The sequence below is a fragment of the Streptomyces sp. NPDC046870 genome, assembly GCF_040704595.1.
Classification (GTDB): Bacteria; Actinomycetota; Actinomycetes; order Streptomycetales; family Streptomycetaceae; genus Streptomyces; species Streptomyces argyrophylli.
On record NZ_JBEYXM010000018.1, the window covers coordinates 82780 to 109609 of the forward strand.

The 26830-nt window shown below is 69.1% G+C and carries 18 protein-coding genes and 1 tRNA gene; 14 read left to right on the top strand and 5 right to left on the bottom strand.

All coding sequences use genetic code 11. The features are described 5' to 3' along the window. Positions 1-26: 26 nt before the first annotated feature. Entirely contained in the window at positions 27-1166 is a 1140-nt protein-coding gene (locus AB0946_RS29900) for a helix-turn-helix domain-containing protein (RefSeq protein WP_366763774.1), read from the top strand. Positions 1167-1771: 605 nt separating this feature from the next. On the opposite strand, the gene AB0946_RS29905 is transcribed toward AB0946_RS29900, so the two are convergent. Beyond that, positions 1772-2470: an SDR family NAD(P)-dependent oxidoreductase gene (locus tag AB0946_RS29905; protein ID WP_366763775.1), complete on the bottom strand. Its 699-nt coding sequence runs from the start codon at positions 2468-2470 to the stop codon at positions 1772-1774. Between the two features lie 105 nt (positions 2471-2575). Between AB0946_RS29905 and AB0946_RS29910 the strand changes: the two genes are divergently transcribed. The 3 genes from AB0946_RS29910 to AB0946_RS29920 all read left to right on the top strand — a co-directional run bounded on the left by AB0946_RS29910 (position 2576) and on the right by AB0946_RS29920 (position 3984). Then, entirely contained in the window at positions 2576-3460 is an 885-nt protein-coding gene (locus tag AB0946_RS29910) for a helix-turn-helix transcriptional regulator (RefSeq protein ID WP_366763776.1), read from the top strand. Positions 3461-3495: 35 nt separating this feature from the next. Further along, a complete protein-coding gene (locus AB0946_RS29915) occupies positions 3496-3687 on the top strand; it encodes a hypothetical protein (RefSeq protein WP_366763777.1) in 192 nt (63 codons plus the stop codon). Between the two features lie 223 nt (positions 3688-3910). Continuing rightward, positions 3911-3984 (top strand) — tRNA-Met (locus tag AB0946_RS29920). 922 nt (positions 3985-4906) lie between these two features. On the opposite strand, the gene AB0946_RS29925 is transcribed toward AB0946_RS29920, so the two are convergent. Further along, a complete protein-coding gene (locus AB0946_RS29925) occupies positions 4907-5950 on the bottom strand; it encodes a LacI family DNA-binding transcriptional regulator (RefSeq protein ID WP_366763778.1) in 1044 nt (347 codons plus the stop codon). A 1044-nt stretch (positions 5951-6994) separates the two neighbouring features. On the opposite strand from AB0946_RS29925, the gene AB0946_RS29930 reads away from it, so the two are divergent. The 10 genes from AB0946_RS29930 (at position 6995) to AB0946_RS29975 (ending at position 23089) form a co-directional block, all read left to right on the top strand. Next, the gene (locus AB0946_RS29930) at positions 6995-8590 is read left to right on the top strand and encodes an arabinofuranosidase catalytic domain-containing protein (RefSeq protein WP_366763779.1); all 1596 of its coding nucleotides are present in this window, start codon (positions 6995-6997) and stop codon (positions 8588-8590) included. Between the two features lie 74 nt (positions 8591-8664). Next, positions 8665-9318 (top strand): hypothetical protein, encoded by a 654-nt coding sequence (locus tag AB0946_RS29935; protein ID WP_366763780.1) that lies wholly within the window; start codon positions 8665-8667, stop codon positions 9316-9318. Positions 9319-9366: 48 nt separating this feature from the next. Continuing rightward, positions 9367-10491 carry a ricin-type beta-trefoil lectin domain protein gene (locus tag AB0946_RS29940; protein WP_366763781.1) on the top strand — a complete coding sequence of 375 codons (1125 nt, stop codon included), beginning with the start codon at positions 9367-9369 and terminating at the stop codon, positions 10489-10491. 301 nt (positions 10492-10792) lie between these two features. Beyond that, positions 10793-12199, top strand: a complete 1407-nt coding sequence (locus AB0946_RS29945; RefSeq protein ID WP_366763833.1) for a lectin — start codon at positions 10793-10795, stop codon at positions 12197-12199. 86 nt (positions 12200-12285) lie between these two features. Continuing rightward, the gene (locus tag AB0946_RS29950) at positions 12286-13920 is read left to right on the top strand and encodes a ricin-type beta-trefoil lectin domain protein (protein ID WP_366763782.1); all 1635 of its coding nucleotides are present in this window, start codon (positions 12286-12288) and stop codon (positions 13918-13920) included. 32 nt (positions 13921-13952) lie between these two features. After that, on the top strand, positions 13953-15383 hold the full coding sequence (locus tag AB0946_RS29955) for an arabinofuranosidase catalytic domain-containing protein (RefSeq protein ID WP_366763783.1): 1431 nt from the start codon (positions 13953-13955) through the stop codon (positions 15381-15383). A 13-nt stretch (positions 15384-15396) separates the two neighbouring features. Continuing rightward, complete coding sequence (locus AB0946_RS29960) at positions 15397-17226, top strand: RICIN domain-containing protein (RefSeq protein WP_366763784.1); 1830 nt, start codon at positions 15397-15399, stop codon at positions 17224-17226. Positions 17227-17274: 48 nt separating this feature from the next. After that, complete coding sequence (locus AB0946_RS29965; RefSeq protein ID WP_366763785.1) at positions 17275-19683, top strand: ricin-type beta-trefoil lectin domain protein; 2409 nt, start codon at positions 17275-17277, stop codon at positions 19681-19683. Positions 19684-19725: 42 nt separating this feature from the next. Then, positions 19726-21708: an alpha-L-fucosidase gene (locus AB0946_RS29970; protein WP_366763786.1), complete on the top strand. Its 1983-nt coding sequence runs from the start codon at positions 19726-19728 to the stop codon at positions 21706-21708. A 67-nt stretch (positions 21709-21775) separates the two neighbouring features. Further along, a complete protein-coding gene (locus AB0946_RS29975; RefSeq protein ID WP_366763787.1) occupies positions 21776-23089 on the top strand; it encodes a ricin-type beta-trefoil lectin domain protein in 1314 nt (437 codons plus the stop codon). 113 nt (positions 23090-23202) lie between these two features. Here AB0946_RS29975 and AB0946_RS29980 read toward each other — a convergent pair whose 3' ends face one another. The 3 genes from AB0946_RS29980 to AB0946_RS29990 form a co-directional block, all read right to left on the bottom strand. Further along, positions 23203-24936 (bottom strand): trehalase family glycosidase, encoded by a 1734-nt coding sequence (locus tag AB0946_RS29980; protein WP_366763788.1) that lies wholly within the window; start codon positions 24934-24936, stop codon positions 23203-23205. Between the two features lie 82 nt (positions 24937-25018). Then, complete coding sequence (locus AB0946_RS29985) at positions 25019-25843, bottom strand: carbohydrate ABC transporter permease (RefSeq protein WP_366763789.1); 825 nt, start codon at positions 25841-25843, stop codon at positions 25019-25021. Continuing rightward, positions 25843-26823, bottom strand: coding sequence for a sugar ABC transporter permease (locus AB0946_RS29990; RefSeq protein WP_366763790.1), 981 nt, complete (start codon positions 26821-26823; stop codon positions 25843-25845). Before AB0946_RS29990 ends, AB0946_RS29985 begins: the two co-directional genes overlap by 1 nt. Positions 26824-26830: the final 7 nt, after the last annotated feature.

The following is a 26830-nucleotide window of genomic DNA, read 5'->3' on the forward strand; positions in this document are numbered from 1 at the left end:
CTGAATTGTTCGCAGGGAACAAAGACGTGAGCCATGCAATCCGGAGGGCCAGCGAACTGGCCCTGGATGAGACGACGGTCACCGCACTGAGGGCTGCGCTGAAGACCACCGCCGACGAGGTCGTCCAGGCGATCATCGACGAAGTCCCCTCCTACGCCAACGCCCTGTCGGGCCATATGGGCGCCACCATCCGCCGAGCCGTCCGCACCGCCTTGGGGAACTACCTGGACCTCGCGAGCGGGAACGCCACAGGCGGCGACGGCGGCGACGCAGCCTACGAGCTGGGCCGCGGCGAGGTGCGCGACGGCCGTTCGATGGACGCCCTGCTCAGCGCCTACCGCGTCGGCGCCCGCGTGGCCTGGCGATGCCTGGCAGCGGGTGCCGTGTCCGCAGGTCTGCCCGCCGCCGAGGTGGCCAAGTTCGCCGAGCTGACCTTCGCCTACATCGACGAGCTCTCCGCCGCGAGCGCCGCGGGCCACGCCGACGAACTGGCCGCCCGGGGCAGGGCCCACGAGCGCCACCTGGAACAGCTGGCCCGCGACCTCCTCGCCGGCGCGAGCCCGGACGTGTTGCTGGCCTCTGCTCAACGGGCCGGGTGGCAGCCTCCGGATTCGCTGACGGCGGTCCTGCTGCCCGCCGCCCAGGCCCGGCCTGCCTACCGCGCGCTCGACCCGAGCACCCTCGTCCTCGACGATCTGCCGGACGCCACCGGTGTGCTGCTCGTCCCCGATGCCGACCGATCACATCTCTTGCGGCAGCTGACCGACCGCACCGCAGTGGTCGGCCCGGCCCGGCCATGGACTCGTGCGTCCGCCTCGTACGCACGAGCCGTACGCGCGCGCTCCCTCTCCTCTGATATCCGCGACACCGAGGACCACCTGCCCGAGCTGGTGCTGAGCGCCGACGTGGACGCGTTCGCGGACTTGCGTGCCCGAGCCCTTGCACCGTTGCGGACCTTGCCTGTCGCGACCGCGCGGCGGCTGGAGGAGACGTTGCGGGCGTGGCTGCTGCACCAGGGCAGGCGGGACGAGGTGGCGGCGGCGTTGTTCGTCCATCCCCAGACAGTCCGGTACCGGATGTCGCAGCTGCGGGAGCTGTTTCCGGATCTCGCATCGCCACACCGGGTCCTTGAACTGACGCTGGCGGTCGGTCTTCGGACCAGCTGACGCGTACTTCGACCGTCCACGAACTCCCGGCGGATCCCGGCATCGTGCTCGGTGTCCGCCTGGACGTCCTTGCAGCCGGGGACGGTTCGGGTGAGCGACGCGATCAAGGCGCAGCAGGCCGGCTGACAGGGAGCGTTCCACCACGAGTCGCCCACCTGCCGATCCGTCAGGCCCGCGTCTCGCACGACCAGCCACACCCGGTCGCGAATGAGCGGGAGTTGGCCGAGGAGGACGCCGGTCACGTCGAGCAGGGTGTCGGCGAAGGCTGGAGCGACCGGGTTGCAAGGGCGGACTGTCGGCCGTGACGCCCGTTTGACTCCCTGGGCACCCACATGCATGGCGATGGGCCAGGAAATGGGACCTGACCTCGGTTTGTCCGAAGAACGCGTTGGTCCAGGGGCGGCGCAGTGCCGCAGATGGCATCCTCGCGGCCGTACCGCCCGGTTCGTGCCGCGTGCTGGTGCTGACTGCGGGGACGTGAGCAGCGCCGGGTCGGATCCCGCAGATTGATCAGGACGCGATCTGCGCCTTGGAGCCACATCGCATACTGCAGTGATCTCGTGGTGTCCTCGTCACCTGACGGGGCTGGTCCGGTACGGCCCGTGTCAGGACCAGGCGATCTCGCCACGGCGGGAGACGAAGCGTCCGGTGCCGGCGCCGGGCTCCTCGGTGGCGAGGGCGACGATCGCGTCCGTGCCCTCGGTGACGGTTTGAGGGCCGCTGTGACCGTTGAGGTCGGTCGCGGTGTAGCCGGGGTCGGCGGCGTTGACGCGGATGCCCTTGAGTCCCTTGGCGTACTGCGTGGTCAGCATCGTCAGCGCCGCCTTCGAGGAGGTGTACAGCGGCGCGATGACGTGTGACTCGGGGCGGTCGGGGTCGTGGGTGAGGGCGAGGGAGCCCATGCCGCTGCTGACGTTGACGATCACAGGGTCGTCCGAGCGGCGCAGCAGCGGCAAGAACGCGGTGGTGGTGCGGACGACTCCGATGACGTTGACGTCGAGGACGGCGAGAGCGTCGGCGGCGGTGAGGTCACCGGGATCGCCGACGGGGCCGTGCACACCGGCGTTGTTGATCAGGACGTCGATCCTGCCCTCATGTTCGGCGACGTTCGCGGCTGCGGCGACCACGGACGCGTCGTCGGTCACGTCGATGGGGACGTAGCGTGCGCCGAGCGCGGTGGCGGTCTCCTCGCCCTGCTCACGGTTGCGGGCTCCGACGAGCACGGTGTGGCCGCACTCGATCAGGCGGCGGGCGGTCTCGCGGCCGAGCCCCTTGTTGGCTCCGGTGATGAAGGTGATCGTCATGCGTTCGATATTTGCCTCGACGAGGGAGGCGGGCCAGGGACGCTCCGACGGTAGGACGACCAGTACCACCCTTGCGCCCACACGAACGGCCGGGGATGCAGGAGGATGGAGATCATGTCGACGACCCCTGGAACGAGACTGGGCGCGATGATCCGCACGTGGCGGGACCGGCTGCCCCCATCGGCCGCCGGGCTGCCGGTGGCCCACGGGCGCCGGGCTGCCGGGCTGCGGCGCGAAGAACTGGCTGACCTCGCCGGGGTATCGGTCGACTACATCGTGCGCCTGGAGCAGGGGCGGGCTACGACACCCTCAGCGTCGGTGGTGGCGTCCCTTGCGCGCGCCCTTCAGCTGTCCACCGCCGAGCGCGACCACCTGTACCGGCTGGCCCAGCTCCTACCGCCGGTGGGCGGGGCGATCTCTGACCATCTTCCGCCCGGCATGCAGCGGGTGCTCGCCCGCCTCGCAGACGTGGCGGTTGCCGTGTTCGCGGCGGACTGGCAACTGGTGTGGTGGAACCGTGGGTGGGCGGCCCTGCTGGGCGACCCTGCCGCCTCGCCGCCTCGGCTGCGCAACTTCGCCCGCGACAGGTTCCCGGTGGACGCCGGCCCCGCCCACCTCGCGCTGTGGCCGGTGACCGAGGCAGACCGCGACGCCACCGATGCCGCCGTCGTCTCCGACCTTCGCCGCGCTACCGGCCGTTTCCCTCAGGACAGTCGCTTGGCCACGCTGATCCGCGAACTGAACGCAGGGAACATGAAGTTCGCCGAGCTATGGGCGACTGGAGAGGTGGCCGCGCACCGCGAGGACCACAAGACAATCGACCACCCGTCGGTGGGCCCGGTCATGGTCGACTGCGACGTCCTGACCGACGGCGACTCCGAACTCAAGATCGTCATCATGACCGCCGTGCCCGGCAGCGAGGACGAGACCAAGCTCCAGCTCACCACGGTCACCGGTCCACCGGCCACCACGCGCCCGGACCCGTACTGACGGAACTGCGGCTCATCGAAGTGGTGGAGGTCGTCGTGGCGGACTTCGACCCGGTGCTGCCGGCGGCGAGGGCCTCGGACACCGGCAGCGTCTGCAAGCACGGCTTGGAGATTGTGATGGCCGTCGCGCAGGGCATCGATTCCAAAGGGTCGGCGATCGTAGGCGGCCTGCGTGCAGCGGGTGTGACCTTTCCGGCCGGCCTTCTGCGTGGGCGCGCACCAACGTGACGTCCGTTTCCTGTCAGTAACCGCCCGTGCATCGATCCAGCATGGGCTCATGACCGGATGCACCGGGCTCCCCATTGACACAGTCGTCCTGAAGGAACTGCGAGTCGTCGGCGACGCGGGCCGTCCCTGCGTCGCGTACCTCGCGACCGGCCGGGCTCGCTCCGAGCGCGGCGAAGGTCGATTGGGCCGATTCCGATCGGTGCCGTACAGTTCACCGTACCGACGCGGGGTGGAGCAGCTCGGTAGCTCGCTGGGCTCATAACCCAGAGGTCGCAGGTTCAAATCCTGTCCCCGCTACTCGAACGTGAAGGCCCGGCATCCGCCGGGCCTTCACTGCGTGGGTGTCGATTCGGACCTGACTCTCGGCGAACAGGGCACCGCTGTCGCAGAAGGCATCGACGCACTGGGCTGCACCGACGCCGTACGCCGTCTCAGCCACCGTGCTCACGGAATCGCGACTGACACGAGAAGGAGTGCGCCTCGTGTCGGCAGGCATCTCGCTCACAGCTGCGCTTCGCCGTCGGGGCGGGGTGCGGGAACGGCCAGGACGGCGGTGTCGTCGTCCATCCCGGTGCCGAAGGCGTCGAGGGGGCTGTAGCGCACTCACCCAGCACGCGCCGGCACCGTCGAACTCCCGCCGGGTGACTTCCGCGGGATCTGCGGTCACCCGGCAGACACGGATGGTTCACCGGGCAGCAGGGGTAACCCGGCAGATGGCTGCCACCGGGTGCGCAGAGCACCGGTCGGCGACGGCCCGGAGCCACCCGCGCTGGAGGAATCTCGCGAACGGCGACTCGACCATCCCATCCTGGGAGACGCGCTTCCCCGCGGTCACGGCGAGCATCACAGCCGCCCGGCACTGGGTCCGCGACTGCGTGGACGGTTTCGGCGGCCCGCTGCGCCGGCACGGGATGATCGAGACCGCCGAATCCGCTACGACGACGCCCCGGTGGGCCTGCGGCTGATTCGGGATCAACGTGTGATCCGCGAGGTCTCCGATCCCGGCCAGACGCAGGCGCATCTGCGATGGGCCCGGTGGACGGACCAAGGCGGCCGCGGTGTCCGTCAGCGAAGCCCGCACCGGGCGTATGGCGGCTGCACTGGTCGGAAAGCAGCCGTGCGGAGGCCCGTCCGCTCCAGAACCTGTATAGGCCACCGCCGTTGCGGAGGCGCGCCTGCACACCCAAGCGCACGGAGGTTGAAAGACAAGCTCAGTGCGTCAGTGCACCGCGCGATCGACTCGCGACGGCCGGGCGGTGGGTGCCGCGGCCGTGCTGGAGCGCAGTGAGATCGGGGGCGTCAACAGGATGTGCCGAGGCGGAGTGTCCGGCGAGGCGATACGTTCCACCAGCAGGGAAACGGCCTTCTCGCCCATCTCCTGGGCCGGTACGTCCGCCGCCGTGAGCGGCGGATGGAAGTCCTCGGCCCATGTCCTGGCCGCCACTCCGGTGATGGAGAAGTCGTACGGCACTTCGAGGCCTGTGTCCGCCAGCGCACGCTGGATGCCGGGCAGGGCGGCCTCGTTGATGGTGGTGACGGCGGTGAGGTCCGGATGGCTGCGCAGGAGCGCCTCGACGCATTCCTTGCCGGAGCGGGCATCGTCCCCGCAAGACACTTCGATGCCGTCGAGACCGCGTTCGGTCAGAGCCGTCTCGAAGCCCTCCCTGGCCCTGCGCGCGGGGCCGTAGCCGGCCGCGAGGAGTTCCGGGGAACGGGTGACCAGAGCCACCCGGCGGTGCCCCAGATCGGCGAGGTGCCGCACGCAGTGCTGGATCAAGCCGGCGTAATCGACGTCGATCCAGGACATCTGCTGGTCGCCGGCTGTGTGCCCGATACCGACGAAGGGCAGCCCGGCCTTCTGCAGGCGGCCCACGCGAGGGTCCTCCAGGCGGATCTCCATCAGAATCACGCCGTCCACCCGGTACTCCGAGACCAGGCGCTCGAAGGAACGGTCGTGATCCCCGCCGGAGGAGGACAGCAGCACGTCCAGGTCCACCCGGGCGGCGGCGTCGACCACGCTGGCGACGAAGTCCAGCTGCATGTGCGTGAGCCGGTTGCCGGCCGGTGGGATCACGAGACCGATCGTCCGGGTCCGGCCCTCCTTGAGAGCCCTCGCCGCCGCGTTGGGGCGATATCCCAATTCGTCGATGACGTCTTGGATCCGTCTGCGGGTGCTGGGCGCGACGTGCCGCTTGCCGCTGAGCGCATACGACACAGTGCTACGTGACACGCCGGCGCGCCGGGCGATCTCCCCTATGTTCATGCGACTCCCCAAGAACCTGCCGGCCGGCCGGAAGGATACCTCGCGCGAATCGGCTCGCCGGCGGGGCATGGAGTGGCGGGGAGGGGCGGAGCCGTCGCGGAGCCCGTCGCCGATCCAGCTGCCGGCGAGGTGCCCGCCTCGCCTCGTGTCGGTGCCGTCAGCGTGATCGCCGTTGTCGGTGGAGTCATGGCGGCCGTGGCCAAGCGGCCGGGTCTCGTCTCATCGCGTCTTCCTCGGCTTCGGCGCCACTTCGCTGTGGACGTGCGGCGCAAGGGTGATGAGTCCGCGGCGGCGGGCCGTGCATACGGCGGCGCAGCCACCCCCGAGGGACTCGTCATGGGTGGTGCCGGACGAGCGCCCTGGTGCCAGGCAGATGGCCCGCGCGCCGAGGGCCAGGGCGGCGGCCGAAGAATGCCCGAGTGTCATGAGTACGCGGGGAACTGCGTCGGGCTGCCGGGCACAGACACGCGTTCCGCGTCTCACGCGGTGTGGGAGGGCAGACAGCGAATACGTAGCGAATCGATTCCATGCAAGCGCTTCGATGGGAGGCTACGACCGGCGGAGGGTGGGGTCAATGGCGTGCCCCAAGACCAGGGCGGTTCCGACGCACGTCCGAGGCCCGCCGCTTCGGCCCGTGCCATCGCACCGGCCTCTCATCACCCGGGGTTCGGTGGCTGCGTCCCCGCTCAGTGACGTGATGGTGGTCGCCCGGGTGATCCGGGCCCGGCCGTCGGGCGCACCCACGCGATCCGCCGCGCCGCGCGGGCGGGAGGCGCATCACCACTTGCCCGCCGCCTCGCCGAACTTGCTCACGGGCGCCGGTCGATGGCCGATCCGCAGGAATCGGCCATCGAATCGATTCCACGACAAGAGTCGAGGAGAAGGCTCCGCACCCTTGACAGCCCTGCGGAATCGGGAGCACCGTCTCCCCCCGAAACCTCTCTGCAATCTCACTGCACGAACGGCATGTGCAAGCGCATCCGCATATGTCAGCGCCACCTACAAAACCCGGACTGGGTTACGCCGGCACAGTAGGGAGATCAGATGGGAACCACACGTACGAGACGCCACCTGCTGTCCGGGCGCGGTGGCGTCCAATGGCTGCTCGCGGCACTACGGCGCCGCGGCAGGCCGGAAAATGTGCGGGATCAGGCACTTGTGCAGCAATGGGAGCGCTCCCACCGCTCCCTGCCGAGAACGTTCGCCCGGGCGGGGGCCGCGGCCGTGCTCGTCGTCGGCGCGCTGGCCGGTGCCACGGCCACGGCGGAGACGGCCCGGGCCGCCACGTCCGGGCCGTGTGATCTCTACGCGGCGGGCGGTACGCCCTGTGTGGCGGCGCACAGTACGACGCGGGCGTTGTACGCCTCATACACCGGGCCGCTCTACCAGGTCCGGCGTGCCTCGGACAACACCACCCGGGATGTCGGCGTTCTGAGTGCGGGCGGGTACGCCGACGCCGCCGCCCAGGACTCGTTCTGCGCGGGGACGACCTGCCTGATCACGATCCTCTACGACCAGTCCGGCCGCGGCAACCATCTCACCCAGGCGCCCGGCGGCGGTGCCGCCGGCGGTCCCGACAACCTCGCGAACGCGACCGCCGCGCCCACCACGGTGGGCGGTCACAAGGCCTACGGCGTCTTCGTGGCGCCCGGCACGGGGTACCGCAACAACCACACAAACGGCATCGCGACCGGGGACAACCCCGAAGGCATGTATGCGATCTTCGACGGCACGCACTACAACGGCGGCTGCTGCTTCGACTACGGCAACGCCGAGACGTCCAACAACGACGACGGCAACGGCACCATGGAGGCCATCTACTTCGGCAACATCAAGGTCTGGGGCTATGGTGCGGGCAACGGCCCCTGGATCATGGCCGACCTGGAGAACGGCCTGTTCTCCGGAGTGAACCAGCACTACAACGCGGGCGACCCGACCATCAACCACCGGTATACGACCGCCATCATCAAGGGTGGCCCGAACCACTGGGCGATCCGTGGGGGCAACGCGCAGTCCGGCGGCCTGTCCACCTTCTACGACGGACCACGTCCCAACGTCGCGGGCTACAACCCGATGCGGAAGCAGGGCGCCATCATCCTGGGCATCGGTGGCGACAACAGCAAGGGCGCCCAAGGCACCTTCTACGAGGGCGTGATGACCTCCGGCTACCCGTCGGACGCCACCGAGAACGCGGTTCAGGCCAACATCACCGCGGCCGGATACAGCAATGCGTCCGGCGGGACGAGCACCGGCGCGCTGCACGCGGTGGGCGCGGGCAAGTGCCTCGACGTGCCGAACTCGTCCACCACGGCCGGCACACAGCCGCAGATCTGGGACTGCAGCGGCACCGCCAACCAGACCTGGACCCGCACGTCCTCCAACCAGCTGACCGTCTACAGCGGCAGCAGTCAGATGTGCCTGGACGCGTACAACAACCAGACCTCCGCCGGCACCAAGGTGGAGACCTGGCCATGCAACGGCGGCGCCAACCAGCAGTGGCAGCTGAACTCCAACGGCACGATCACCGGCACCCAGTCCGGACTCTGCCTCGATGTCACCGGCGCCTCCACCGCCAACGGCGCCCTGGCCGAACTCTGGACCTGCAACGGCGGCTCCAACCAGCAGTGGAACCTCAGCTGACCTGACCCCGCTCCGGCCCCTGGTGGCTTCGCCACTGGGGCGCCACACGGCCCCGATGCCACCCGAAGGATGACATGCCCAGAGCAGTACCGTTCCGGCCCCGCTGGGCCACCCCCGCGGCGCTGCTCGCCTTGCAGGCCGGCAGCGTGGTCACGGTCGGGACCGCGAGCGCCCCACCGGCCGCAGACCAGGCGGCCACCGCCGCCCTGTACGTGGCGCCAGGTGCGGCTCCCCGTGGCAACGGCAGCGCCCAGCAGCCGTTCGCGGCCATCGAGCAGACGCAGCAGCCCGCGCACCAGACCACCGCGCTGTACCTCGACGAGGGCGCCCGCTGTCTGACGGTGTCCCACAACGTGGTGCAGGACGCGGGCAACTGTGCGCTCACCAACGCGAACGCGAACCATCACACGGACGACAGCACCTTCTCCGGCAACGGGTACAACGGCGGCAACACCTACGTGGCCACCGGTCCGCCGCACAACAACGTCCTCACCGGGAATGTCCAGCTCAGCGGCACCAACTGGCCGCAGGACGCCAGGGACGTCATCCAGCGGGCCGGCGTCCAGTCCACAGGCGGCGGCTTCCCCACGGGCTACCGCCGGCTGGTGATCGGCAGCAACAACTTGTGCCTGGACGTCTACGGCGGCGGCAGCAACACCGGCCAGCAACTCGGCCAATGGCCGTGCAAGAACGCCGCCGGCTCCAACCAGGACTTCACTCCGCACTGACCGGCTCGTTCCCCACGCCCGCTGTCCCGCACCAGTGAGGAAAAAAAGATGAAGAAGCTCTTGGCAGCCTTGGTCGCGGTGCTGTTGGCCGCGCTCGGTATGGGCGCGGCATGGCCCGCGGCGGCCGCCACCGGTACCTCGGCGTCCGCCGCCGCGCCCGCCACCCTGCGGCTGATGCCGTTGGGCGACTCGATCACCTGGGGCGTCGGCAGCGCGTCCGGGAACAGCTACCGGAGCTTTTTGTGGAACCGGCTGGCCGCCGAGGGGCACACCCAGGACTTCGTCGGCTCGGGTCGCAACGGCACCATGTCCGACCCGGACAACGAGGGCCACAGCGGCTGGCGGATCGACCAGATAGCCGGCATCGCGGACTCCGTGCTGGCCCGCTTCCGGCCGAATGTCGTCACCCTGGAGATCGGCACCAACGATCTGAACGGCAACTACCAGATCCCGACCGCCGCCGACCGGATGCGTGCGCTGATCGACCAGATCACCAACGCCGCACCCGACGCCACCGTCCTCGTCGGCACCGTGATCATCTCCACCAGCGGTACGGAGGAGGCCAACCGGCCCGCGTTCAACGCCAAGCTGCCCGGCATCGTCCAGGCCGAGCAGGCGGCCGGCAAGCACGTCCGCCTGGTCGACATGAGCGCCCTGACCACCGCGGACCTGTCCGACTCGCTGCACCCCAACGACAACGGCTTCAGCAAGATGGCGGCGGCATTCGACGCGGGTGTCCAGGCCGCGGACGCCGCCGGCTGGATCCAGCCGCCGGTCTCCGTGGGCGGCGGGCAGGTGCGCTCCGGCATCGCGGGGAAGTGCCTGGACGTCAACGGCGGCAGCAGCGCCAACGGTACCGCCGCGCAGATCTGGACCTGCAACGGCTCCACCGGGCAGCAGTGGTCCGCGCGCTCCGACGGCACCCTGCGGGCGCTCGGCAAGTGCCTCGACGCCACCGGCCGCGGCACCGCCAACGGCACCAAGATCGAGATCTGGGACTGCAACGGCGGCACCAACCAGCAATGGCAGGCCTACAACGGCGGCTACCGCAACCCGGTCTCCGGCCGCTGCCTCGACGATCCCAACTCGTCCACCGCCGACGGCACGCAGCTGGTCCTGTGGGACTGCAGCGGCGGCGCCAACCAGCAGTGGACCGCGCTACCGGTCTCATGACCCCCGGACCCCACCCACAAGGAGATTGGCGCTGGTTCCGGCATGCCCTCACGGCGGTCTGACTGAGAGAGACATGGGATGGGTTGCGCTCAGACCGGGAGTGATATGCGTGTTGACAGGTGAAGTGCCTTGTGAAATCACTATGAAACATGGGATGTCTGAGCGTGTTTCGCAAAGTTGGAGCGCTCCCAGACCCTCGCCCTCCACGTACCCGAGGAACACCATGCAGCCTTCATCGGTTTCGTTCCGGAGCTCCCGCTTAACGACGGCCGCCGCCGTCTGCGTGACGGCGCTGCTGGCCATGCTGCTGTCGATCGCGCCGGCGCGGTCGGCATCGGCGCCGGCGCCCCTGGTGAGTGCGGCGTCGGGGCGGTGCCTCGATGTCAAGGGCGGTGTCGACACGGCGGGCACGGCGCTGGACGTCTGGGACTGCAACGGTCAGGCGAACCAGGCGTTCGAGTTCACGTCGGCGGGTGAGCTGAGGACGATGGGCGGCACCCGGTGCGTGGACGCCTACGGCGACCGGACCGCTCCGGGAACCGCGGTGATCATCTGGTCCTGCAACGGGCAGCAGAACCAGCAGTGGCGGCAGAACGCCGACGGCTCCATCACCGGCGTCCGGTCCGGCCTGTGCCTGGACGTCAACGGGGCGGGTACGGCCAACGGCACCGCGGTCATCCTGTGGACCTGCAACGGCCAGAGCAACCAGAAGTGGAGCACGCCGTCGACTGCGCCGCCCGACGGATCGGGCCCGTGCGACATCTACGCGGCGGGCGGTACGCCGTGCGTGGCCGCGCACAGCACGGTGCGGGCCCTGCTGGGCTCGTACAACGGCAACCTTTACCAGGTCAGGCGCTCCTCGGACAACGCGACCAGGAACATCGGTGTGCTTGCGGCCGGCGGCTTCGCCGACGCGGCGGCGCAGGACGCGTTCTGCGCGGGCACCTCGTGTGTGATCACGGTCGTCTACGACCAGTCCGGACACGGAAACGACCTGTGGTACCAGGGTTCGGCCCAGGTCCCGGGATCGAGCCAGAGCAGCCCCGCCAAGGCGACCTCCGAGTCGCTGACCGCCGGGGGCACCAAGGCGTACTCGCTCTACATCAATCCCGGGAACAGCTACTGGCGGGACGGTCACCTGACGGGCGTGCCGACCGGCAGCGCGCCCGAAGGGGCGTACATGGTGACCAGCGGCACCCACGTCAACGGCGGCTGCTGCTTCGACTACGGCAACAGCGAGACGACGAGGAGCGCCGACGCCGCCGGGGCGATGGACGCGATCAACTTCAGCACCCAGTGCTGGTTCGGCGGCTGTTCGGGCAGCGGCCCCTGGGTGCAGGCCGATCTCGAATGGGGCCTGTACTCCGGAGGCAGCCAGTCCTGGAACCCCAGCCAGCGGGCGTTCACCGGCAAATTCGTCACCGCGATGCTGAAGAACAACGGGACGTCGAGATTCGCCCTCAAGGGCGCCAACGCGCAGTCCGGCAGCCTGACCACCTTGTGGGACGGCGGCCTGCCGAACGGATACAGCCCGATGAGGAAACAGGGTGCCATCGTCCTGGGAAGCGGCGGTGACTGCTGCAAGCCCGGCGGCGGCGCCAACCTGAGCGCCGGCACCTTCTACGAGGGGGCCATCGTCGCCGGCTACCCCTCCGACGTGACGGACAACGCGGTGCAGGCCAACGTCACCGCGGCCGGCTACCGCTGAGGTCCGCCTCCGTGCCGGAGGAGGCCGGTCTCCTCCAGCACACCCAACCCACGGCCACGAGAGACCCGCCCAGGAGAGTCATTGACATGGTCATTATTAGACGACTTCTGTCCCTCCTCCCGCGACCGCTCCTGCGCAGGGCGGTGGCGCTCACCTCGGTCGCGCTGCTCACCGCGGGGGCCTCCGTCGTCTCAGCCGGCACCGCGCAGCCCGCCGCCGCGCTGGACAACGGGCTTGCGCGGACCCCGCAAATGGGCTTCAACGACTGGAACGCGTACGGCTGCAACGTCTCCGAGTCGCTGATCAAGTCCACCGCGCAGGCGATGCATACGAACGGCATGCAGGCGGCGGGCTACGAGTACGTCAACATCGACGACTGCTGGATGACCCACAGCCGCGATTCCGCCGGCCGCCTGGTGCCGGATCCGGTCAAGTTCCCCGACGGCATCAAGGGCACCGCGGACTATGTGCACTCGCTGGGGCTGAAGCTGGGGATCTACGAGGACGCGGGCACCGCGACCTGCGCCGGGTATCCGGGCAGCCTGGGGCACGAGACCACGGACGCGCAGACGTTCGCGTCCTGGGGCGTGGATTACTTGAAGTACGACAACTGCAACAACAACGGGGTGTCCGCGCAGTCCCGGTACACCGCGATGCGGGACGCCCTGGCGGCCACCGACCGGCCGATCCTCTACAGCCTGTGCAACTGGGGCCAGGACAACGTGTGGACCTGGGGCGCGAACGTGGGCAACAGCTGGCGTACCACCGGGGACATCAGCGCGAACTTCGCCAGCATGCTGTCGATCTTCCACAGCAATGTGGGACTCGCCTCCTACGCGGGCCCGGGCCACTGGAACGACCCGGACATGCTGGAGGTCGGCAACGGCTCGATGACGGCCACCGAGAGCCGCAGCGAGTTCAGCCTGTGGGCGGAGATGGCCGCGCCGCTGATCGCCGGCACCAACATCCCCCAGGCCAGTGCGGACACCCTGGCCACGCTGACCAACTCCCGGGTGATCGCGGTCGACCAGGACCCCTTGGGGAAGCAGGGCACCCTGGTGTCGTCCGCGGGCGGCCTGGACGTGCTGGCCAAGCCGCTGGCGGGCGGGGACGTGTCGGTGGTGCTGTTCAACGAGACGGGCTCGACCGCGACCATCTCCACCACGGCGGCGGCGATCGGCAAGACCGGGGCGTCCGGTTACGCCCTGACCGACCTGTGGTCGGGAGCGACCTCGACCACCTCGGGCACGATCAGCGCCTCGGTGCCGGCGCACGGGACGGTGATGTACCGGGTCGCGGGCGGCACCAGCGGCGGCGGCACGGACGTGACGGGCGAGCTGCGCGCGGTGGGCGCGGACAAGTGCCTGGACGTGCCGAACTCGAGCACGGTCGCCGGCACCCAGGTGCAGATCTGGAGCTGCACCGGCAGAACCAACCAGCGATGGACGCACTCCACGTCCAGCCAGCTCACCGTCTACTCCGGCAGCAGCCAGATGTGCCTGGACGCGTACAACAACCAGACCGCGCCCGGAACGAAGGTGGTGACCTGGCCCTGCAACGGTCAACGGAACCAGCAGTGGACGCTGAATTCGAACGGCACGATCACCGGCGTCCAGTCCGGCCTGTGCCTGGACGTCACGGGAGCGGCCACCGCCGACGGGACCCTCGCCGAGCTGTGGACCTGCAACGGCGGCAGCAACCAGAAGTGGACGCTGGCATGAGGCCCCCCGCGCTCCCCCCACGATGCGCAGCCATGATCATGGTTGCCCTGGCGATGATCGTGGCCGCGTTCAGCACACCGGCGCTCGCGGCCGACGCTTCGCTTCCGTGCGACATCTATGCCGCGGGCGGTACGCCGTGTGTGACGGCGCACGCCACGACCAGGGCGCTCTTCGCGTCGTACGACGGGCCGCTGTACCAGATCCAGCGGGCCTCCGATCACAGCTACCGCGACATCGGGGTGCTCAGTCCCGGCGGCTACGCGGACGCCGCGTCCCAGGTGTCGTTCTGCTCGGGCACGTCGTGCACGATCACGAAGATCTACGACCAGACCGCCCGGCACAACGACCTGCCGATCTCCTGGGGCGGCTACTGGAAGGGGCCAGGACCCAACGGCTCCGACATCGGGGCGGACGCCATGGCCCTGCCCGTGACCGCCGGCGGCCACCAGGTCTTCGGGGTCAAGGTCACCCAAGGTGTCGGCTACCGGCACGACAACGCGAGCGGGGTCCCCACCGGTTCCCAGCCCGGCGGCATCTACATGGTGACGTCGTCGAACTACACGAACCAGTGGTGCTGCTTCGACTACGGCCTCGGCGAGAACACCCACACCGACACCGGCAACGCCACCATGAACGCCGTCTACTGGGGCAATGCCTGCTGGTTCGGCGGCTGCACCGGCAGCGGCCCGTGGGTCGAGGCCGACCTGGAGAACGGCATGTTCCACACCAACACCGGCTCCAACAAAAACCCCGACAACAGCGGCGTGCACTACCCCTTCGTCAGCGCGTGGGAGAAGAACAACGGCACCAGCAACTTCGCCCTGAAATACGGCAACGCCACCAGCGGCGGCCTGACCACCACCTTCTCCGGCCCCTTGCCGAACGGCTACTCACCGATGAAGGTCGACAGCTCGGTCCTGCTCGGGACGGGGGGAGACAACAGCGTCTCGGGCGTCGGCGAGTTCTTCGAAGGCGCGATGACGTCGGGCTATCCCTCCGACGCCACCGAGAACGCCGTCCAAGCCGCCATCACCGCGGCCGGCTACGGGGGCGGAGGCAGCAGCGGCACGACCGGTGCGGTGCACGCGGTGGGTGCGGGCAAGTGCCTGGACGTGCCGAACTCGTCCACCACGAGCGGTACCCAGCCGCAGATCTGGACCTGCGGCGGCGGCGCCAACCAGACCTGGACCCGTACGTCCGCCAACCAGCTGACCGTCTACAGCGGCGGCAGCCGGCTGTGCCTGGACGCCTACAACCGGGGCACCAGCCCCGGCACCAAGGTCATCACCTGGACCTGCAACGGCCAGAACAACCAGCAGTGGAACGTCAACGCCAACGGCACCATCACCAGCGCCCAGTCCGGCCTCTGCCTGGACGTGACCGGCGCTTCCACCGCCAACGGGGCCCTGGTCGACCTCTGGACCTGCAACGGCGGATCCAACCAGCAATGGTCGATGAGCTGACCCGGAGGATCGCATGAGGACGAGAGCAAGGCACGGCCGTCTGGTACTCGCGATCGGCATCGTCTTGGCGTTCGTGCTGCAGCTGCTCGCGACGGCCGAGAGCCGGGCCGCCGCGGGCGAGGCGCTGAGCGTGAACCTGGCGTCGAATCGGGGCCCGTCGACCGGCGTGGGCGAGGGGTTCCTCTACGGGTTCACGGCGGACGGCAGCCAGCCGGCGGACCAGTTCGTCAAGCCGCTGGGGATCAACGCGTTCCGCGGCGGCGGCTGGTTCTCCGGCGGCTGGATCAAGGACGGCTACCAGAACGGCTCCGCCACCCGGGCAGACCTCGACTCGATCATCGCGCAGGGAAAACGGCTCACCCAGGCGCCCTATCACGCGCAGTACCAGGTGCTGGTCAGCGACATCTACGGCGCCAACGGCGGCCAGCCGTCGAACACCAGGTACCCGTGCGACAACGGCGACTGCTCCAACTGGATCAATTTCATCGACTCCACGGTGGGAGCGCTGCAGGCTTCGGGGCTGACATTCGCGTACGACATCTGGAACGAGCCGGACATCTCCTACTTCTGGACCCGGGGCGTGAACAGCGCCCAGTACTTCCAGATGTGGGACACCGCGTACCGCGAGATCCGGCGCCTCGCACCCTCGGCGAAGATCGTGGGGCCGTCCTTCGCCTTCACCCCGCAGCGTAATCCGGGCCAATGGCAGACCTGGCTCGCGCACGTAAAGGCGGCCGGGACGGTGCCGGACATGATCGCCAACCACAATGAGGGCGATGTCGACGACCCGGTCACCGTCTCGCAGTCCCTCAACAGCAGTCTGAACGCGGCGGGCATCGGTCCGCTGCCGCTGTCCTCGAACGAATACCAGCCGGCCGACCGGCAGACCGCCGGGGTGACGGCGTGGTACCTGGCGCGGTTCGCGCAGTCCGGGTACACCAACGCGATGCGCGGCAACTGGGTGTGCTGCATGACCCCGAACCTGACCGGGGTCCTGGCCCAGAGCGGGGGAAGCTGGCAGCCGACCGGCAACTGGTGGGCGCTGCGGGACTACGCCGACATGACCGGCACCCTCGTGGAGACCTCCGGCCAGGTCGGCTCCACCGCAATCTCGGCCTCCCTGGACTCCGTCAACAAGCGCGCCGTGGCGATGATCGGCGACGCGAACGGCTACACCGGCTCCGCGTCCGTGGCCTTCGACGGGCTGGCGTCCGTGCCCTGGCTGGCGGACGCCGGCAGCGTGCACGTCACCGTGCACCGCATCCCGGACCAGGCGCCGCTCACCGCGCCGCAGACCGTGTACGACCAGAACGTCAGCACCTCGGGCGGCTCGGTCACGGTGCCGCTGGCGTTCCAGGCCTCGCACGACGCGTTCGCGGTCTATCTGACACCCGCCACGTCCGGCGCCGGCTTCCCGGGCGGATACCACCAGCTCGTGGTCGCCGACAACAGCCTGTGCCTGGACGTATACGGCAACTCCGGCAGCGCGGGCGCCGCGATCGACCAGTGGACCTGCAATGGGCAGAGCAACCAGCAGTTCCAGTTCGTGCCGGCCTCGGGCGGCTACGGCGAACTGCGGGCCCAGAACTCGGGCCTCGACGTGGCGGTGGCCGGCGGCTCCACGACGGCGGGCACCCCGGACATCGTCCAGCAGGCCACCGGCACGGCGGCAAGCAGCCTCTGGCTGCCCGTACGGCAGTCCGACGGCTCCTACGAGTTCCAGAACAAGAACAGCGGCCTGTGCCTGGACGTCTACGGCGCCTCCAGCACTGCGGGCCAGCAACTCGACCAGTGGCCGTGCAAGAACGCACCCGGCACCAACCAGAACTTCCTCCTCCGCTGACCACCGCACCGGCAACGGGGCATCTCTGACCTGCGAAAGGAATCCATCGTGTCAGCATTCCGCCGGTTACTCCGGCGCCTGCGCGTGCCGACGGCCGTGTTCACGGGCCTCGTCCTGGCCGCCGGCGGCATCGTGGGCACGACCGCCACGTCGGCCCAGGCCGCCACCTCGATCACCATCAACGGCGCGTCGGGCGGCCGCACCTTCGACGGCGTCGGCGCGATCAGCGGCGGGGGCGGCAACAGCAGACTCCTGATCGACTATCCCGAACCCCAGCGCGGCCAGGTCCTGGACTACCTGTTCAAACCCGGCTACGGCGCCTCCCTCCAGATCCTCAAAGCCGAGGTCGGCGGCGACACCAACTCCACCTCGGGGGCCGAGCCGAGCCACCAGCACACCCGGTCCGACCTGAACTGCAACCGGGGCTACGAGTGGTGGCTGATGGAGCAGGCCAAGGCGCGCAATCCGGACATCAAGCTGTACGGACTCGCCTGGGGCGCACCCGGCTGGATCGGCAACGGCAACTTCTGGTCCACCGACATGATCAACTATCTGGTCTCGTGGCTCGGCTGCGCCAGACAGCATGGGCTGACCATCGACTACCTCGGCGGGTGGAACGAGCGCGGCTACAACGTCTCCTGGTACCAGCAACTGCGCAGCACGCTCAACTCCAACGGCTACGGCAACGTCAAGATCGTCGCAGCCGACTCGGACTGGGCGGTGGCCAGCGACATCAACTCCAACGCCGCGTTCCGCGCGTCGGTGGACATCATCGGCACGCACTACCCCTGCGGCTACCGTTCCGCACAGACCAACTGCTCCGTGCCGTCGGCCGCCACCTCGTCCGGCAAGCAGCTGTGGGCGAGCGAGAACGGCTCGGACGACTACAACGCGGGCGCGACGGCCGTGGCCCGCGGCATCAACCGCGGATACATCGACGGCCGGATGACCGCGTATCTCAACTGGCCTGTGGTCGCCGCGCTCACGCCCAACCTGCCCTACCCCACCATGGGGCTCGCCCTGGCACCGGAGCCGTGGTCCGGCTACTACGCGATCGGCAAGAACGCCTGGGTGATGGCGCAGACTAGCCAGTTCACCGCCCCGGGGTGGCACTACCTCGACGACTCCAGCGGCTATATCGGCGGCAACCGGAACAACGGCAGCTACGTATCCCTGAAGTCCACGAACAACTCCGACTACTCCACGGTCATCGAGACGATGGACGCCGGCGGTGCCCAGACCCTGAACTTCAACGTCGCCGGAGGGCTGGCCTCGACCGAGACCGTCCACGTCTGGTCGACCGACGTCCGGTCCAACAACACGTCCGACCACTTCGTGCACGCCACGGACATCACCCCGTCCGGCGGCGCCTTCAGCCTGACCGTGCAGCCCGGCCGCGTGTACACCCTCACCACCACGACCGGACAGGGCAAGGGCACCGCCACCGGTCCCGCCCGGGGCACGTTCGGCCTGCCGTACAGCGACTCCTTCGACAGCTACGCCACCGGCACCGAGGCCAAGTACCTCATGGACTGGCAGGGCGCCTTCGAGGTGGCCGGCTGCGGCGGCGGCCGCTCCGGCAAATGCGTACGCCAGATGAGCCCGCAGAAGCCGATCACCTGGGACGTGCTGTCCGATCCGCACGCCCTGCTCGGCGACGTGGGCTGGAGCAACTACACCGTCTCCTCCGACGTGCTGCTCGAACAGTCCGGATACGCCGAGCTGATCGGACGCGCGAACGCGCAGGACTACAGCAGCACCGGCCAGCTGAACGCCTACCACCTGCGGGTGAGCGACACCGGCGCGTGGTCGATCCAGCGCTCGAACACCAACGGCAACGTCACCGCCCTGGCCCAGGGCACGACCGCGGCCCTGGGCACCAACCGGTGGCACACCCTGGGCCTGACCTTCTCCGGCAGCAGCATCACCGCCGTCATCGACGGTACGAAGGTCGGTTCCGTGAACGACAACACCTATGCCGGCGGCCAGGTCGGCTACGCGACCAGCCAGACCGAGACGGCGCAGTTCGACAACCTGTCCCTCACCCCCGGGTCCGGCGGATCCGGCGGCATAACGGCCCCGATCACCGGGACCGGTTCCGGCCGGTGCGTGGACGTGCCGAACCAGTCGCAGACGAACGGCACCCAGGTGGAGCTGTGGGACTGCAACGGCGGCAGCAACCAGCAGTGGACGAGGACCGCGGCAGACGAGCTGCGGGTCTACGGCAGCTCCTGCCTGGACGCCTCGGGCCAGGGCACCAGCCCCGGCACCAAGGTGGACATCTGGTCCTGCGGCGGCGGCGCCAACCAGAAGTGGACGATCCACGACAACGGCACGATCACCGGAGTCCAGTCCGGCCTGTGCCTGGACGCCACCGGCGGCGGAACGGCGAACGGCACCTTGCTGCAGCTGTGGACCTGCAACGGCGGCAGCAATCAGAAGTGGACGCACGGCTGACCTCCTGAATCCACCCGCGCCACTCACGCAGAGAGGCCCCGTATGACTTCCTCTTCCCTTCCGATCAGCCGGCGTCGGCTGATCGCGACGGCGGGCGCGGCCACGGCCTTCGGCCTGCTGCGCTTCGCCCCCGAGGCCGCCGCCACCGACGGCCCGCAGAGCTACACCGCGAGCTGGTCCTCGGTCGACCAGCACCCCCCGGCCCCGGCCTGGTTCCAGGACGCCAAGTTCGGCATCTACTACCACTGGGGCGTCTTCAGCGTCCCCGCGTACGGGAACGAGTGGTATCCGCGCAACATGTACGTCGGCGGCTCGAACGAGAACAAGCACCACATCGCCACCTACGGCGACCCGTCGGCCTGGCCGTACCACAACTTCATCGACGGCGCCCGCGACAAGGCCGGGAACTTCGTCCAGTTCGCCCCCAAACTCGCCTCCCAGGGCGGCAGGTGGGACCCGGACGCCTGGGCGCAGCTGTTCAAGTCCGCGGGCGCGAAGTTCGCCGGCCCGGTCGCCGAACACCACGACGGCTTCTCCATGTGGGACAGCCACGCCAGCCCGTGGAACTCCGTCCAGCGCGGCCCGAAGCTCGACCTCGTCGGGCTGCACGCGAAGGCCATCCGCGGCCAGGGGCTGAAGTTCATGGCCTCGCTGCACCACGCGTACCACTTCACCGGCTACTACGACCACGTGCCGTACCAGTCCGACCCGACGCTGCGCATCCTCTACGGCCAGCAGGGTGCCGCCGCGGAGAACCAGCTCTGGTACCAGAAGCTGATCGAGGTCGTCGACGGCTACCAGCCGGACCTGGTCTGGCAGGACTTCAACCTGGGTCAGGTGCAGGAGTCCTACCGGCTCCAGTTCCTCGCGCACTACTACAACCAGGCGGTCGCCCGGAACAAGGACGTGGCCGCGACCTACAAGGACGGCTTCAACAACAAGGGCGAGGTCTTCGACATCGAGCGCGGCGGCCCGGCCGGGCTGCTCACCCCGTACTGGCTGACCGACGACAGCATCTCCTCCTCCAGCTGGTGCTACACGGTGGGCATCGGCTACTACTCGACGCAGGCCCTGCTGCACGCGCTGATCGACCGTGTCAGCAAGGGCGGCAGCATGCTGCTGAACATCGCCCCGATGGCCGACGGCACCATCCCCTCCGGGCAGCAGTCGATCCTGCTCGCCATGGGTGACTGGCTCGGCCGCTTCGGAGAAGCGATCTACGGCACCCGCTCCTGGACCAGCTACGGCGAGGGCCCCACCCAGATGGGCGGAGGCTCGTTCAGCGGCCCGGTGGCCGGCACGGCGAAGGACATCCGGTTCACCCGCAGCCAGGACAACAAGGTCCTGTACGCCACCGCGCTGGGCTGGCAGGGCGGCACCATGACCATCGCCACGCTGAGCTCGAACCGGATCAACCTCAGCAGCCTGACCGGCGCACAACTGCTGGACAACACCGCAGGCACGTACATCAGCCTGCCCGCACCGACCCAGGACACCTCCGGCCTGCACCTGGCCATGCCCTCGTCGGGCGCGCCGTTCAGCGCCCTGGCGTACACGATCAAGCTCACCTTCTCCGGCCAGATCCCCGTCCTGAACGGCGCGGGCGTTCCCACCAGCTGGGCCGAGATCACCAATGTGGCCAGCGGGCTGGCACTCGACAGCGGGGGCAACGTCGCCTCCGGCTCCAACCTCAAGCAGTGGACCTACGACGGGAGCAGCAACTTGCAGTGGCAGCTGATCGACCTCGGCAACGGCTACTACCGGATCATGAACCGCACCAATGGCATGGCCGCCGACAGCTGGGGCGACGCCGCCAACGGCGCTCCCGCCCGGCAGAGCGCGTGGAACGGCGGCAACAACCAGCAGTGGTCGCTCAAGAGCCTCGGCAACAACCGCTACCAGATCGTCAACCGCGGCACCGGCACCGCCCTCGACGGCGCGGGAAGCACCACGTCCGGCTCGACGACGGTGATGTGGACGCCGAATTCCAGCACCAACAACGCGTGGACCATCGCCGGCGTCTGAGCCGCCTGCGCCCTCGACGGAGAAGGAGAAGGAGAGAGAAGCAGTGAAGAAGAAAAGGTATCTCTTAATGCCCCTTGTGGCCGCGGCACTACTCGTCATGTCCGGTGCCGGTACGGCGCTGGGCCGCAGTCCCGACGCAGGCACGTCGCCCACCAGTGCCAGTGCCGCCGCCGCCAGTGACGGATGCGGCAAGGCTCCGGCGCTGAACAGTGGCACGCACACCATCTCGAGCAGCGGCCAGAGCCGCAGCTACATCCTCAGGGTCCCGGCGAACTACGACAGTACCCGCGCCTACCGGCTGGTCTTCGGATTCCACTGGGTGGGCGGCACCGCCAACGATGTCGATTCGGGCGGAACCGACGGATACAACTGGTCCTATTACGGCCTCAGGCGGCTGGCGGACAGTGCGAACAACGGCACGATCTTCGTGGCGCCCCAGGGCATCAACAACGGCTGGGCCAATTCCGGCGGCCAGGACGTGACCTTCGTCGACGACATGGTCCGGCAGATCGAGGCAGGCCTGTGCGTCGACACGGCGCAGCTGTTCGCCGGCGGCTTCAGCTACGGCGGGGCGATGACGTACGCCCTGGCCTGTTCCCGGGCGACGGTCTTCCGCGCGGTCGCGGTCTACTCCGGCGCGAACCTCAGCGGCTGCGGCGGCGGCACCCAGCCCATCGCGTACATGGGGCTCCACGGCATCAATGACAACGTCCTGCCCATCTCGTCGGGACGGGCGCTGCGCGACACGTTCGTACGGAACGACGGCTGCACTCCGCAGAACCCGCCCGAGCCGTCGTCCGGCAGCCACACGCACATCATCACGGCCTACTCGGGCTGCTCGTCCGGGCATCCCGTCGTATGGGCCGCGTTCGACGGGGGGCACGACCCCGGCCCCATCGACAGCGGCGGCAGCGGCTGGCGGACCTGGACGTCGGGAGAGGTGTGGAAGTTCTTCACCCAGTTCGACTCGACCACCCCGCCCCCGCCCACCGGCCGGCAGATCGTCGGCGGGCAGTCGGGCCGCTGCATCGACATCCCCAACTCCACCACGGCCAACGGCACCCAGGCGCAGCTGTGGGACTGCCACGGCGGCACCAACCAGCGGTGGACCTACACCGCCTCCAAGCAACTCATGATCTACGGCAGCAAGTGCCTGGACGCCTCCGGGCGGGGGACCGGCAACGGCACTGCCGCGATCATCTGGGACTGCAACGGGCAGACGAACCAGCAGTGGAACGTCAACGCCAACGGCACGATCACAGGAGTGCAGTCGGGGTTGTGTCTTGAGGCCGGCGACGCGAGCACCGCCAACGGAACGAAGATCCAACTGTGGAGTTGCTCGGGCGCATCGAACCAGCAGTGGGATCTGAGTGGGCGTTAGGTCCGTTTCTGTTGGCGGCCTCGTCCCTGAGACGGCGGGCCATGTTCGCGGCTCCTGGGAAAGGATGACGACCGGGGGCCCGAACGGTCCCGCGGCCCTGGGCAGACAGCCGGTCAGCGGCCGTCTCGGTGCGCGTGCGCTTCCGCGAGGAGGAGGTAGCTGCTGGCGGTCCAGGTGTAGGCGCGGTCGCGCAGGCCTGTTCCGGTGAGGGCGTCGAAGTTCTCGGCGAAGCCGTGGGCCTCGCACAGGGCGCGGAAGCGGGCGCTGATGTCGTCGGCCAGCCGGTGGTGCCCGGCGCGGCGCAGGCCGTCCTCAACGAGGACGGTGGCGGGAGCCCAGATCGGGCCGCGCCAGTAGCCGTCGGCGAGGTAGTGCGGCGACGTGGTCAGCTCGGTGGCCAGGCCGTGCGACGTCAGGTGGGCCTTGATGCGGTCGGCCAGCGCACTGACCACCTCGTCGGGCAGGTGCTCGCCCAGCACGACGGGCATCAGGTCGAGGAGGCTGGTGCTGCTCCAGGTGTCCCCGGTGCCGACTCCTCGGGCGACGAACCGGTCGCCGGTCCAGAGCTGGTCAAGCAGGGCCGTCTGCATCTCCTCGGCCGTACGCGTCCACCGGTTCGCCTCGTCCGGGCGGCCCAACTCCGTGGCCAGACTGACGAGTTCACGCAGCTGGAGAACGAGGAAGGCGGCCAGGTCAGCGGTGACGACCACCCGTTCGGGGTCGAAGGTGGTGGCGTTGTCCCAGCCGCTGTCGTTGCCGTGCTGGTAGTAGGGCAGTTCGGCCCCGGGGGCACGCCTCGCCGTCAGCCAGAAGTCCGTCCAGCGCTCCAACCGATCATACGTAAAGGCCAGTTCCGCCTGGCTGGGAGGCGTCGGCAGCCGACGGCGCAGGTGGCCGAAGGCCCAGCCGTGGATGGGCGGCTTGACGAAGTTGTGCAGGACCTCGGAGTGGGTGACGGAGTCGGGCAGAGCACCGGCGGCGTCCTGGTGGTCGAAGGGCAGGTGGAACTGGTCCAGGGCCAGTTCCGGTGAACCTGGCGCCAGAGCAAGGGCGTTGAAGCAGTGGTCCCAGCTCCAGACCTTGTCCATCCAGTGCTTGGACATGAGGACTCCAGGTCGGGTGACCAGGCCGGTCGGCCGCACGGTCGCCGACCAGACGACGTAGGCGGCGAGTTCGGCGGCCGGGGTGGCGGCCGAGCGCCATGGGGCGACCGCGTCGACGAAGTCCGCGAACGCGCCCCGTGCGGACTCCACGATGTCGTCGAAGGCGGCCGAGGACGCGTACGGCGGTCGCGCGGTGTCGAGTTCCTCGACCGCGATCTCCCAGGTTCCGTCCGCCTCCGTCCTCGCGGCGACACCGCGGTCGGCGCTGCCCAGTGCCTGGGCTCCGGCAGCCTCGGCGAGTGTTCCGTTCAGCACGGTGACGCGGTACCGGCGTCCCGTCTCGTACGAGGTGAACACGTGCGCGTCCGCCGCCGGGTCGTGGAAGAAGTACGTCCCGCTGAACGGGGTCAGCGTGTGCGCGGCGGCGAAGACGCCGATGCCCAGCCCGTTTCCCCGCAGTCGTACGGTGTCCGGCGACTCGTAGACGAGGTCGATGCGTCCGCTGTCGCCGATCCAGCTGAGCAGGTCCGGTGTCGCCTCGACACGGGTCTCGGCACGGTCGCCCGTCGCGTTGAGGGGGACCAGACGCAGGACGCCGTGCATGCCGTTCTGGTGCGAGACGAGGTGGAGGTCCTCGGCGTACGTCTTCTCCGCGATCACGGGGGATATGTCGAACCAGGATCCGTATGTGCTGAACGGGATGTCGTGGACGGAGAATGCCGGGCCGGGTCGGGCGGCGGTCATGTGGCGTGACTCGTTTCTGGAGCGGGAGACGGCGGCCGGTCGACGCGCGAGAGGGTCGGCCGGCGGGGCAAGGGTGGGCGGCTCAGTCCTTGACGGCGCCGGCGGTCACGCCTGCGGCGACATAGCGCTGGGCGAGGACGAGGATGACCGCGGCCGGCAGGGAGGCGACGACGGCGGTGGCCATGATGGCGTTCCACTGCTGGTTGTTGTTGCCGATGTAGTGGTAGATGCCGAGGGTGATCGGCTCGTGGGCACCGCCGTTGACGAGGGTGCTGGCGAAGACGAAGTCGGACCAGGACCACAGGAACGCGAACAGGGACACCGTGACGACGGCGTTGCGGCTGATCGGCAGGACGATGGACCAGAAGGTGCGCAGCGGCCCGGCGCCGTCGGTCGTCGCGGCCTGGAGCAGTTCGCCGGGGATGCCGGACATGAACGCGGTGAAGATGAGGACGCCGAAGGGGACGGCGAGGGTGGAGTCGGCGACGATCAGGCCGGGTACGGACTGGAGCAGGCCGAGTTGGAGGTAGATGGCGTAGAAGCCCATCGCCATGATGATGCCGGGGATCATCTGGGCGGCCAGCAGGACGAAGTTGAGGATGCCGCCGCCGCGTGGGCGCAGTTTGGCCAGTGCGTAGCCGGCGGGTGCGGACAGGGCGACGGTCAGGACGACGGTGCCCAGGCCGATGACGAGGCTGGTGCCGAGGTAGGGCAGCTGCTCGTCGAGGACGGTGCGGTAGCCGGCCAGGGTGCCGTGGATCGGCAGCAGGTCCGGCGGGCTCTTACGCATGTCCTGGTCGCGGGTGAGCGACACGTTGAGCATCCAGTAGACCGGGAAGAGCATGATCCCGGTCAGCACAACGCCGATCGTGGTCTTTCCCCACGTACGCCTGCGGCTTCGGCTCATCACAGCGACTGCTTTCTCTGTACCCGGACGTAGACCAGACCGAAGACCAGGGCGGCGACCACGAGCAGGTTCCCGACGGCCGCGCCCGGGCCGAAGGCGGGCAGGAGGTTGCCGAAGCCGAGCTGGTAGGACCAGGTGGCGAAGGTGGTGGACGAGTCCGCCGGGCCGCCCTTGGTCATGATCCAGATGATGTCGAAGACCTTGAGCGTGTAGATCAGCCCGAGCAGCAGGGTGATTGCGGAGACCGGGCGCAGCAGGGGGAAGGTGACGCGCCAGAAGCGCTGCCAGGCGTTCGCGCCGTCGATGGCGGCGGCCTCGTACAGGCTCGTGGGGATGGACTGCAGGCCGCTGTAGAGCACGACCAGGTTGAACGGGACGCCGATCCAGATGTTCGCGATGATCACCGAGGTCAGCGCCCAGGAGGGTGAGGTCAGCCAGTTCACCGGCCCGATGCCGATGGCGTGCAGGGCGGCGTTGACGATGCCCGATTCGCTGTTGAGCATCCACGACCAGGTGGAGGCCGAGACGATCAGCGGCAGCAGCCACGGTACGAGGAACAGGGCACGCAGAGTGGCCGACAGCCGGAAGTTCTGGTTGAAGAAGACCGCGAGGGCGAGCCCGATGGCGTACTGGAAGACCAGGCATACGGCGGTGAAGACCGCGGTGTGGAGCAAGGCGGGGGCGAAGGTCGGGTCGTCGAAGACCTTGCGGTAGTTCGCCAGGCCCGTGAAGGGCGCGTCGCCCTGGACGAAGGAGCGGACAGTGTAGTTGCGCAGGCTCAGGTCGAGGTTGCGGTAGAGCGGATAGGCATAGAAGAGGGTGAGATAAAGGGTCACCGGGGCGAGGAAGGCCCAGGCGGCCCACTGTGTGGAGGTGGGCCGGCGGCGTTTCGGGCCGGGGCCCGGGGGCGGGGCGACGGTGGCCGCCCCGTGCCGGACGCCCGCGGACCGGTGGTCCGGCGGATGTGTCGTCTGCTTCATCGCACTC

Coding starts and splice junctions, on each gene's coding strand:
- AB0946_RS29905 (WP_366763775.1), bottom strand. CDS start 2,470: ATGACGATCACCTTCATCACCGGAGCCAACAAGGGGCTCGGCCGCGAG.
- AB0946_RS29910 (WP_366763776.1), top strand. CDS start 2,576: ATGGAGATCATGTCGACGACCCCTGGAACGAGACTGGGCGCGATGATC.
- AB0946_RS29925 (WP_366763778.1), bottom strand. CDS start 5,950: ATGAACATAGGGGAGATCGCCCGGCGCGCCGGCGTGTCACGTAGCACT.
- AB0946_RS29930 (WP_366763779.1), top strand. CDS start 6,995: ATGGGAACCACACGTACGAGACGCCACCTGCTGTCCGGGCGCGGTGGC.
- AB0946_RS29935 (WP_366763780.1), top strand. CDS start 8,665: ATGCCCAGAGCAGTACCGTTCCGGCCCCGCTGGGCCACCCCCGCGGCG.
- AB0946_RS29940 (WP_366763781.1), top strand. CDS start 9,367: ATGAAGAAGCTCTTGGCAGCCTTGGTCGCGGTGCTGTTGGCCGCGCTC.
- AB0946_RS29945 (WP_366763833.1), top strand. CDS start 10,793: ATGCTGCTGTCGATCGCGCCGGCGCGGTCGGCATCGGCGCCGGCGCCC.
- AB0946_RS29950 (WP_366763782.1), top strand. CDS start 12,286: ATGGTCATTATTAGACGACTTCTGTCCCTCCTCCCGCGACCGCTCCTG.
- AB0946_RS29955 (WP_366763783.1), top strand. CDS start 13,953: ATGATCATGGTTGCCCTGGCGATGATCGTGGCCGCGTTCAGCACACCG.
- AB0946_RS29960 (WP_366763784.1), top strand. CDS start 15,397: ATGAGGACGAGAGCAAGGCACGGCCGTCTGGTACTCGCGATCGGCATC.
- AB0946_RS29970 (WP_366763786.1), top strand. CDS start 19,726: ATGACTTCCTCTTCCCTTCCGATCAGCCGGCGTCGGCTGATCGCGACG.
- AB0946_RS29975 (WP_366763787.1), top strand. CDS start 21,776: ATGCCCCTTGTGGCCGCGGCACTACTCGTCATGTCCGGTGCCGGTACG.
- AB0946_RS29980 (WP_366763788.1), bottom strand. CDS start 24,936: ATGACCGCCGCCCGACCCGGCCCGGCATTCTCCGTCCACGACATCCCG.
- AB0946_RS29985 (WP_366763789.1), bottom strand. CDS start 25,843: ATGAGCCGAAGCCGCAGGCGTACGTGGGGAAAGACCACGATCGGCGTT.
- AB0946_RS29990 (WP_366763790.1), bottom strand. CDS start 26,823: ATGAAGCAGACGACACATCCGCCGGACCACCGGTCCGCGGGCGTCCGG.